Raw genomic sequence first — 9,978 nt, forward strand, 5'->3', positions numbered from 1 at the left:
GGGGATCGGATCGTGACGCTCAGGACGGACGTCAACCCGGGCCGCCCCCGGCGGATCGCGATGGCGGCCCTCGGTCTGTTGGCCGGGGCGGCGCTGGTGGGGGGATGGCTGGCGAGGAGGGAGGCGGATCGCCGATGGGTCGAAGGGAGGCTCGCCGAGGCGGGGGAGGCTGTGGCCGACGGGAGGTTCGCGACGGCCCGGGCACTGCTGGAGGAGCTTGCCGAGGAGCGGCCGGGCAGCGGCGAGGCCCCGTTCATGCTCGGCCTCTGCGAGCTGGCGATGGGCCGTCGGAACCGGGCGCTGGAGGCCTTCTCCCGAGTGCCCCCCGACTCGCCGAGGGCCTTCGAGGCGGCGGTCCATCGCGGACGACTGCTGCTGGAGGACGGCCGGCTCTCGGCCGTTGAGGAGGCGATCACCCCGGAGATGCCGGCCCGGGGAGGGCCGATCGCGGGGGAGGCGCTGCGGCTCCTGGCGACCGTCTACGAGATGGAGGGGAGACTCGTCGAGGCCCGGCAGCTCCATCGCCGGGCCTTCGGCCGCGTCGGCGACCCGGTCTCGGCGATCCGACGGGCCAGCGGCCTGAACGATCGGGTGGTCATCGGGTCGGCCCGAGCGCAGCTCGGCCGGAGCCTGGAGGCCCATCCTGAAGACGACCGGGTCTGGCTGGCGATGGCCTACCTGGAGACAACGACGGGGAGGCTTGACGAGGCGGATCGCTGGCTCTCTCGGTGCGAGCGGGCCCGGCCCGACGACCCGGCGGTCCGGAAGGCCCGCCTGCGGTGGGCCCGGGCCTCGGACGACCCCGACGCCGCCCGGGACGCGATCCGGCTCTTGGACGACGGGGAATTGCCCCCCGGCGAGGTCCTGGAGCTGGCCTCCTGGTTCGCGAGGCATCGGGGGGATCCCCGTCGCGAGCGAGAGGCCCTCGAAGCGGCCCTGGAAGCGGGCGGGGCCGACCCTCCCGCGATCCTCGGCCGCCTGGCGGCCCTGGCGGCCGAGGCCGGCGAGAACGACGACGCCTCCCACTACCGACAGCGGCAAGTGGCCTTCGAGCGGGACCTCCGACGCTACGCCGAGCTCACCTTCGGCCCCGACCCGATCGAGCACTCCCGGGAGCTCTCCCGGCTCGCCCTCGGCCTCGGCCGGACCTGGGAGGCCCTCGCCTGGGAATTCCTTGACGGGAAGAACGCCCTGCCCCCGGATCCGGATGTCGGGAGTCCCGGAGGAGGACCGACCCTGGCCGACCTCCGGGAGGAACTGGCCCTCGCCGTCCCCGACGGCCCCGGCGCACCAGGCCGACCCGACCGAGGGGGATCCGAGCCATCCCGGCCGACCTTCCGGGAGATCGCCGCCGAGGTCGGGCTCTCCTTCTCCTACGACCCGGGGAGGCTCTCCCCCGGGAGGACGGTCGCGGAGATGATGGGAGGAGGCGTCGCCCTGATCGACTTCGATGGCGACGGCTGGCTCGACGTCTTCCTCCCGCAAGGGGGCACGTTCCCTCCTCCCGAGGGCTCCCCGAACGCCGACCGCCTGTTTCGGAACCGGGGGGACGGCACCTTCGAGGACGCCACCCGATCGGCCGGCCTCGACCGGCTCCCCGGCGGCTACGGCTTCGGAGCCACCGCCGGGGACGCCGACGGCGACGGCTGGCCCGACCTGCTCATCTCGCGGTGGCGGGGGCTGCAGCTCTTCCGCAACCGGGGCAACGGGACCTTCGAGGACGCCACCAGGACCAGCGGGCTCGACGCCGAGATCGACTGGCCAACCTCCGCCGCCTTCGCCGACCTCGACGCCGACGGCGACCTGGATCTCTACGTTTGCCAGTATCTCGAACTCGATCCGGACGCCCCCCCCTTCCACGACGAGGGCGAGATCTCCAGCGGCTCGTACGCCAACCCGCTGCGCTACTCCCCGCTGCCCGACCGCCTGTATCGCAAAGACGGAGGCCGATTCGTCGATGTGTCCGAGGCCTCCGGGATCGCCGCCGTCGATCCGATCGGCCGTGGGCTCGGCGTGGTCGCCGGCGACTTTGACGGAGACGGCCTCCTTGATCTGTTCGTGGCCAACGACCTGTCGGCCAACCTCCTGTTCCGCAACCGGGGCGGCCTGAGGTTCGAGGAAATCGGCGAGCGCGCCGGCATCTCGGCCGGGGCGGAGGGGATCTACCAGGGGAGCATGGGAATCGCCCCGGGAGACCTGGACGGGGACGGCCTGCCGGACCTGGCGGTCACCAACTACCTGGCCGAGGGGATGGCCTTCTACCGGAACCTCGGCGGCGGGCTGTTCGCCGAGCAGGGCTCGGAGATTGGCCTGAGGACGCCGACCCGATACGTCCTGGGCTTCGGCACGCTGCTGCTCGACGCCAACGCCGACGGCCTCCCCGACCTGGCCGCGACCAACGGCCACGTCTTCGACGGCCGGCCCCGACTGCCGTTCGCGATGCCTTCCCAACTGCTGCTCGGGACCGACTCCGGAAGGCTGATCGATGTCACCGAGCACCTGGGCTCCGGCTGGACCCTCCCCCGGGTCGGCCGAGGCCTGGCCGTCGGCGACCTGGACAACGACACCCTCCCCGACGTCCTGATCGTCGCTCAGGACGCCCCTCTGGCCTATCTGCACAACGAATCGGAGTCGGGGTCGATCGGCCGTTCCCTGGTCCTCCGGCTCGAGGCGACCGCAACCGCCCCCTCGGCCGAAGGGGCCCGGGTCACCCTCTGGGCCGGGGGCCGCCGCCAGGTGGCCTGGACGTTCGGCGGCGGAAGCTATCTGTCCTCTTCCGACCCCCGCCTCCACTTCGGGATCGGCGCAGCCGACCTCGTTGACGACCTGGAGATCCGATGGCCCTCCGGCCTCGTCGACCGATTCTCCGACCTGCCGGCCGATTCCTCCTGGCTCCTCCGAGAGGGCGACCCGACGCCGCTGCCGATCCCGGCATCGCCCCCAGGGAAGGGGGATCGCGATCGGTAAGCTCGGAGGCGCCGGGGGGAAGAAGGCGGCCCGGACCCGCCATCACCCCCGACCAGGACCTGACGCACCTCGAACCGGGGCAGGGGGGGGCTCCCCGGTCACGAAGGCGGGCCTCCCCCGGAAGGCGGTTCCTCCCCCGATGGTCGTCCCTCCCGGATCAGCCCAAGGATGTAGGGATCGCGGATCGTGTCTCGGAAGAAGACGGCCTTGAGCGAGGCGGGGGTCATCGTTCGGTAGGAGGCGGCAACCTCGGTGTCGGCGGCGGCGAGGGCCTGCTCGTCGATCCGAGAGCGTTCCTCGGGCCCCAGGGCGTCCCAGAAGCGGGCGACGGCCTCGCGGTCGGCGTTCTCCCGGGCGACTCGCTCGCGTTCTCTGAGACGCTCCTGGTGGGCCTGGCTGAAGAGGTCCTCAACCTGCTGGCGCCTGGCCTCGCGGTCGGCTCGGGACGCGAAGCCGCGGGGGGGGGCGAAATCCTTCCGAATCGACTCGACGAGGTAACCGGCGGGGCTGAGGCGAATGCGGCGGTCCTCCCGGGAGACGAGCCAGTCGAAGGCCTCAACCTGCCGGGAGATCGCCTCGGGAGAATGCCGGGCGACCAGCTCGACCGCCGAGGAGACCGTCACCCCTCGGTCGACGAGCACCTGGACCATGGGATCGCTTCCGACCTCCGGGGGAGGTTCCTCGGTCGTCCCCTCCCGGGCCCGGGCCATGCGGATCACCCAGCGTCGGCCCTGCTTGACGAACCGCTCCTCGGGAGGCAACGGTTCGAGGAAGCCGACCTGCTCCAACTCCTCGATCCCCCGACGCAGCTTCTCCTTGATCTTGCCGGCGTCTCGGTAGGTGCGGCTCAGGCCGACGTGCTCGAAGGCAAAGTCCCGCAGCTCGAACTCCCACTCCGGCTTGTGGTAGAACCGCTTGTCGAGGAAGCGGTACATTCGGCGAGCCGGATGGCTGGTCAGGCGGATGTAAAGGTCATAGTCCAGCCCCTTCAGGTAGCCGGCCTGGCAACTCTTGAAGAACTCCCGGCCCCAGACGACCCGGCACCGAGAGGCCCGGCCGCCGGGGGCTCGGCCGTCGCCGAGCTTGTAGCTGTCGATGATGTGGAAGCCGCCGCTCGTCCAGCGCCGGCCCTCGTTGTCCCACCAGGCGTTCTCGTATTTCAGGTAGGTCGACGCCCAGCGGTCGAGCGAGGCGGCGATCCGGTCGTAGCTCCTCCCCTTGTCGGGCCAGCCGAGCAGGTCGATCAACTGCAACCGGGTGAAGTGCACTTCCGGGCGGGCAAAGCCGTTCTGGCGTCGAGTGAGCTGGATCAGGGCCAGGATCACATCGTCGTCGATCGCCGTCGGCAGGCCGTACTCCTCCGGGGCGCTGATGACCAGCCGCCGATCGATCTCCCGGCCGGTTCCCGGGTCGAAGATCCGATCGGCGTACTCGATCCGGCGCTGCCCCTTCGGGGCCCGGTCGGCCAGCAGCGTGATCGGGAACTCGGCGATGTTCATCTCGTCCCGGCCCCCGATTCCAGGGTCGCCGACCGGCGGATCGCCCGGTTTTTCCCGCGCCTCGTCGCGCATCGCGGCCTCCCCTTACTCCGACAATCGTCGAAGGCAACAACTACCAGTTGTCAGGTTACAAGAGTTAAAGAGTTATAAGAGTTACCCGAAAAATAGCCTATACGCTCCAACGACTTAGGGCAAATTTCCTCCCTCATTGGTCGGAAAACCCTCCCTCATTGGTCGGAAAACCCTCCCTCGTTGGTCGGAAAACCCTCCCCCGATGGTCGGGAAACCCTCCCTCATTGGTCGTCCGGGCCCTCCCCCGATGGTCGGCCGCTCGAGGCGAATCCTCCCCCGGTGGTCGACAACACCCTCCCCCGATGGTCGGACGGTTGGAGCGGATCTCCTCCCCCGATGGTCGGACGGTTGGAGCGGATCTCCTCCCCCGATGGTCGGATGGCCGGAGGACGACTGGGGCGATCGTTGGGGGAGAATCCGAGCGAGATGCGGTTGCAATCCTCCCTCGATGGTCGGACCTCGGCTGGCCTGGTTCCTCCCCCGATGGTCGGACCTTGAGGCGAGGGGATCCCCCAGGCCATCGTCCCGCCTGCCGGGGGGACGGTGCTCCCCCGATGGTCGGATTCGGTCGGTGCGAGGGAACCTCCTCTGGGGGGATGGCCCTCGTCGGGTGAGGCAGGAGAGAGAGCAGGGGAGGGCTCCGGATCGCTTCCGGAGGAGGAGGGGTGGGGCGTGCAATGTCGGGAGCGATCCCGAATAATCGGAAGTAGGGCGTAAGTGGGCCGTCCCGGAGGGTGGTGTCGGTCGACCTGGGAGGATTGCCGTGGATCTGGGTTCCCTCGGCCGATTCTGGGGAGCGTGCGGAGCGGTCGGGCCGTTGCGGCTGCGGCATGCCTGCGGGCCGGAAGCCCCGGACGGATCCCGGGAGCTGACGCAGCCCTTCGCGGTGATTGGTCGGGATCCGAAGGCGGACCTGGCGATCGACCGCGATGAGATCAGCCGTCGCCATCTGTACGTCCAGGTCCTCGACGGTCGCATCTTCTGGCTCGACCTGGGGAGCCGGATCGGGGTATCCCGGGGAGGGGTGGTCTCGCCGTCGGGATGGCTGGCCGAAGGGGAGCCGATCGGGCTCGGGCCGTGCCGAGTCTGGCCGTCGGTCGTCTTCGGCAGGGCCGGGGGGGAGCCCGCCAACCCCTTGATCGACCGGGGCCCCCCGGTGCTTCCCGACGCGGAGCTGGAATTCAAGGGCCGCCCCGAGGGGCCGGCCCGGTGGCGGCTGGGTCGCGTGCTCACGCTGGTCGGACGGGCGGCCGATTGCCGGTTGAAGATCCCTGATGACGAGATCTCCCGCTTCCATTGTGCCCTGATCCGAACGCTCGACGGCCTCTGGGCGGTTGATCTGCTCAGCCGGGAGGGGATCCGGGTTGAGGGCGCCCGAGTCCGGTTCGCCCGGATCCCCGATGGCTCGTCGTTGCACGTTGGCCGCTACCGGATGACCGTTCGCTACCGAGACGCCTCCTCGTCCAGCGTCGAGGCCCCGGCCTGGAGTGTTTCCCCCCTGGCCGCCGACCAGCTGCCGGCCGTCCCCCGCCCGGGAGTCCCGCCGGCTGCGACGGTCGTCGGCCGCTCCCCCTCCTGGCCGACCCCTCCCGAACTGGACCCGTTCGTCTCCCGCTTCGAGCAGATGCAGCTGCAGATGTTCGAGCAGTTCCACCAGGCCATGATGGCCATGTTCCAGACCTTCGGCGCCATGCACCGCGATCAGATGGGACAGGTCCGGGAGGAACTCGACCGGATCCGCGACCTCACCCGGGAACTCCAGTCGATCCAGGCCCCATCGCCCCCGCCGTCGATGTCCGGATCCCGACCCGCCTCGAACTCCCCTCCGCCTCCGGGGGCCCGCCAGGAACGCTCAACGCCCCCGCCCTCGGGGCCGGTGGAGGAGCCTCAACGCCCTGCCCCCGGCCCGGAGATCCACGACCTGATCAGTCGTCGAATCGCCCAGCTCCACGAGGAACGCCAGGGGCGCTGGACCCGCGTGCTCCAGCTCATCTCGGGGGGGACGCCGACCACCTAACGTCCCGTGCTCGACGACCCTGGGAGGGGAGGGGAGGAGGGGGAGCACGCGATCGAGGGAGTCGGAACCCCGTTCCCAAAGCGAGGGATCGCCGGACGGTCGACCGGTACGGTCAGGACGGAGGTTCGCTGGAGGCTTGGGATTATTCCGAGACGGGACTCCTCCCCCAAAGCCGGCGGAGGAACTGGGTGACGAGGCCAAGGAGGCCCTCAGGGGGATACCGCTCCCCGATGACAAGGTGGTCGGCCCTGCCCTCCTCCGCGTTGAGCCGACGGAGATAGGCCAGGGCGGCCCGGTGGAAGGCCTCCTGCGAGGTCTCCCGCATCGGGCTCGATCGCTCGAAGGACAGCAACTCCTGGTACTGCTCCGGGCCGAGCCGGTAGTTGATCGATAGCAGATGGATGCCCAGAGCCAGTTCCGCCCGGAGCAACTCGGCCCGGTCCTCGGCCTCCCGGATCATCTCCAGGATCGCCCGGATGTGCTCCTCGACGGGGGCCGGGATTTCCTCGCGATCCGCTTCCGCCGGTAGTGGCAACGTCCACCGTTGCCCGTCGGCCAGGATGACGGAGAGGCCGCTCCGGAAACCCGGGCGCCTCAACGACTCCTCGTTCAGCATCGGGACCTCGGGTTGAGACGAGGCGAGTGCCGGGGCGGAACAGCGGCCGTCCCTGCCCGCATCCGATCGTGCGACAAGATGAGAGAAACCGATCCTCACCAGTCCGGATCGACCAGGATGCATTCCCATGCCGATCCCAGGTTGGATCATAGCTCTCCTTGGTCCCGTCCGGAACGCCGGATCGGAGGGATTCTCGCCAGATCGAGCGTGAGGATCCGGCCCTTTTCCTCCTGGAGTGCCGGGAGGCATCGGAAATCGTGAGGACGTCGAGCGTCCTGGCCTCGTCCGACAGCGATCTCGGGGCGAGTCAACAACGTCAGATCGATCCCCGGCCTGGCCAGTCCCGAACCGGAACAATCCGCGGGTAATGTTGATAATGGGCAACGCGGTGGACAGATGGTCGCCACTTCCATCTTTAGCAGGATCGAGGATCCGGCCAGCCCGGCACTGGCCGCCAGGAGCTGACCCGGGATGGGGGATGAAACCGGGTCCGGTTCCGTGGGTTGGCCTTATCGAGAGGATCGAATCGCTCCTGAGCGGCCGGACGACGGGGACATGACAGCACTGTCCCGGAGAAAAAAAGCGAGCAGAAGGCGGATCCCCCCAGGGTTCGCATCGTGATCCGATCGGTGGCGTGGATCGACCGGGTTTCCTCCTTGAACTGTTGGTCGCCGGGTTGGTAGCGTACCACTCACCACGCATCCCTGCATATTGCATATTGCACGGAATACCTCGGCGCCATGGCTCCGCAGCGGTTCCGAGTCCCGAGCATCGAATCGTCTCGAGCCGATCACATTTTTCTCACGTGGGGGCGAATCGGCAAGGACAAGGAGAGAGATTTATTCAATATGTTGGCATAAAATGCATGTATGTTGAATTTTTTTCTTCGTGGTTGTGTTGGCGCCCAGTGCCAACGTATTCGTGAGGTTGGCTTAACAAAGAAAGGTGAATTTGCTTGAATTTTTTTCTTCCATCGGTTCGAGCGGCGAAGTAAATTGCACCCTCTGTGATGCTCTTCGTGCATGCTCGTCACGATCCCCGATGCAGGACCTAGTTATGAATGCGTGTGGTTCATGGTTATGAACGCGCGTGATCGGTTCGCCATCTCGGCCGACTGTGATCGGTCGTTCGGCAGTCAATGACAAACGGAACGGAGTCGACGGTGGCCGCATGGAGGCGGGACATCGGGTAAGCCGGCGAGGCTGCAACCGACGGGGACGGAGTCTGCGCCGATTCGCCTGCCCTGGGGGATCGCCACGCTGTGAACGGATCCGATTGCCAGGTCACACGATCCGCCCAGAACCCGCCTTCTGGAACCGATGCTCGGCGTGGAATCTCGCCGTGGGGCATCGTGTCGGTCGCCCTGTTGCTGGGGGTGGTCGCCTGGGTGTACTGGCCGACGCTCTCCGCCCAGGTCGACCGCTGGGAGAACGACGCCCGCTATTCTCACGGCTATCTCGTACCGCCCTTCGCCGTCGCCCTGCTCTGGATGCGCTGGAAGCCGGAGACGGCCGCGAGCCTGCGGCCGGCACGCTGGGTGGGGCTCGGTCTGCTCGCCGCCGGCATCCTTCTCCGCCTGGCCGGGGCGTACATCTACTTCGACTGGATCGAGGCGATCTCGCTGCTGCCGACCCTTGCCGGCATCGTCGCCCTGGTGCTCGGCCCTGCCGGGCTGCGGCTGGCCTGGCCGTCGATCGCGTTTCTCGCCTTCATGATCCCGCTGCCATACCGCCTGGAGACCGCCCTTGGCCTGCCGCTCCAGGGTCTAGCCACCGTTTCGAGCACCTTTCTCCTGCAGGCCATGGGCTTTCCCGCCGTGGCCGAGGGGAACGTGATCGCCATCGGCGAGGCCCGGCTCGGCGTCGTTGAGGCCTGCAACGGCATGGGCATCATGCTCCTGTTCTTCGCCTTTTCGACCGGAGCCGCCTTGGTGGTGGTTGACCGCCGAATCACCGACCGGCTGATAGTCGTCGCCAGCGCCGTGCCGATCGCCCTGATTTCCAACGTCCTTCGGATCACCCTCACTGCCACGCTCCACGAGCTCGCCGGCGGCGTGGTGGCCGACTTCGTCTACCACGACCTCGCCGGCTGGTTGATGATGCCGATGGCGCTGGTCCTGCTCTGGCTCGAGCTGAAGCTGCTCGATCTCCTATTCATTGACGTTGTCCCTGAGTCCGGTGATCCGACCTCTCTGGCGGGACGGACCCCCGCTGAGGAATCCCCGGCCACGCATTGCGACCGCCTGCCCTCCCCCTTGCTCACCGACCCGGCGCAATCTTGACCCGGGCCGCTCCGCCCGACCAAGGCAAGCCATGACTCCGGACACCGATCGCAACGCCAGCCCCGTTCCGAAGGGCCGGCCGGCCGCCTCGGATGAAGTAATGGTGCCCCAGCGCATCCACCCGGTGGTCCAGCCATCCTACGGGCCACCACTTCCCGGATCGCTTCCGCCGGCCCAAGTCCCTCTTGCCCTCGAACTCCTCAAGGCCCTTCGCCGCCGCTGGCTGGTGGCCGGCGCCATCGGCCTGGTCTGCGCTGCCATTGCCGCCGCAGTTGTCTACAGCGTCGTGCCGCCGGCCCAGTACACGGCCCAGACCCGCTTCCACGTGTCGGCCATTCCTCCGAGGATCATCTTCCAGACGGCCGAGACCCACGTCGACTTTGTGACGTTCCAGCGGACCCATCTATGAGAGGGGGACTGTCAAGCTGCCGGTGCAGGTTCGGTGGGCTCGGGGCCCCGGCACCTCCCCCTCGCCGTCGGCGTCGGTCGGCCTGCCCGTCCCAGACCACGCCCACCAGCGATGCGG

Annotated in this window: 6 protein-coding genes; 4 read left to right on the forward strand and 2 right to left on the reverse strand. The window is 68.5% G+C overall.

What is annotated here, in order from left to right:
* Nucleotides 1-12: 12 nt before the first annotated feature.
* The gene (locus tag TsocGM_RS20960; protein ID WP_126727419.1) at nt 13-2,967 is read left to right on the forward strand and encodes an FG-GAP-like repeat-containing protein; all 2,955 of its coding nucleotides are present in this window, start codon (nt 13-15) and stop codon (nt 2,965-2,967) included.
* Between the two features lie 98 nt (nt 2,968-3,065).
* On the opposite strand, the gene TsocGM_RS20965 is transcribed toward TsocGM_RS20960, so the two are convergent.
* The gene (locus TsocGM_RS20965; protein ID WP_126727420.1) at nt 3,066-4,538 is read right to left on the reverse strand and encodes a replication initiator protein A; all 1,473 of its coding nucleotides are present in this window, start codon (nt 4,536-4,538) and stop codon (nt 3,066-3,068) included.
* 763 nt (nt 4,539-5,301) lie between these two features.
* Here TsocGM_RS20965 and TsocGM_RS20970 point away from each other — a divergent pair.
* Nucleotides 5,302-6,555 carry an FHA domain-containing protein gene (locus TsocGM_RS20970; RefSeq protein ID WP_126727421.1) on the forward strand — a complete coding sequence of 418 codons (1,254 nt, stop codon included), beginning with the start codon at nt 5,302-5,304 and terminating at the stop codon, nt 6,553-6,555.
* A gap of 142 nt (nt 6,556-6,697) precedes the next feature.
* Here the strand turns inward: TsocGM_RS20970 and TsocGM_RS20975 are convergent, their stop codons facing one another.
* Nucleotides 6,698-7,153: a hypothetical protein gene (locus TsocGM_RS20975; protein WP_126727422.1), complete on the reverse strand. Its 456-nt coding sequence runs from the start codon at nt 7,151-7,153 to the stop codon at nt 6,698-6,700.
* A 1,369-nt stretch (nt 7,154-8,522) separates the two neighbouring features.
* On the opposite strand from TsocGM_RS20975, the gene TsocGM_RS20980 reads away from it, so the two are divergent.
* Both TsocGM_RS20980 and TsocGM_RS20985 read left to right on the forward strand, forming a co-directional pair.
* Nucleotides 8,523-9,452: an exosortase/archaeosortase family protein gene (locus TsocGM_RS20980; protein WP_158633678.1), complete on the forward strand. Its 930-nt coding sequence runs from the start codon at nt 8,523-8,525 to the stop codon at nt 9,450-9,452.
* Nucleotides 9,453-9,576: 124 nt separating this feature from the next.
* Nucleotides 9,577-9,861 carry a hypothetical protein gene (locus tag TsocGM_RS20985; protein ID WP_233579074.1) on the forward strand — a complete coding sequence of 95 codons (285 nt, stop codon included), beginning with the start codon at nt 9,577-9,579 and terminating at the stop codon, nt 9,859-9,861.
* The last annotated feature ends 117 nt before the right edge of the window (nt 9,862-9,978 follow it).

Origin of the sequence: Tautonia sociabilis, assembly GCF_003977685.1 — a bacterium.
Taxonomy (GTDB): domain Bacteria; phylum Planctomycetota; class Planctomycetia; order Isosphaerales; family Isosphaeraceae; genus Tautonia; species Tautonia sociabilis.

Coding starts and splice junctions, on each gene's coding strand:
- TsocGM_RS20965 (WP_126727420.1), bottom strand. CDS start 4,538: ATGCGCGACGAGGCGCGGGAAAAACCGGGCGATCCGCCGGTCGGCGAC.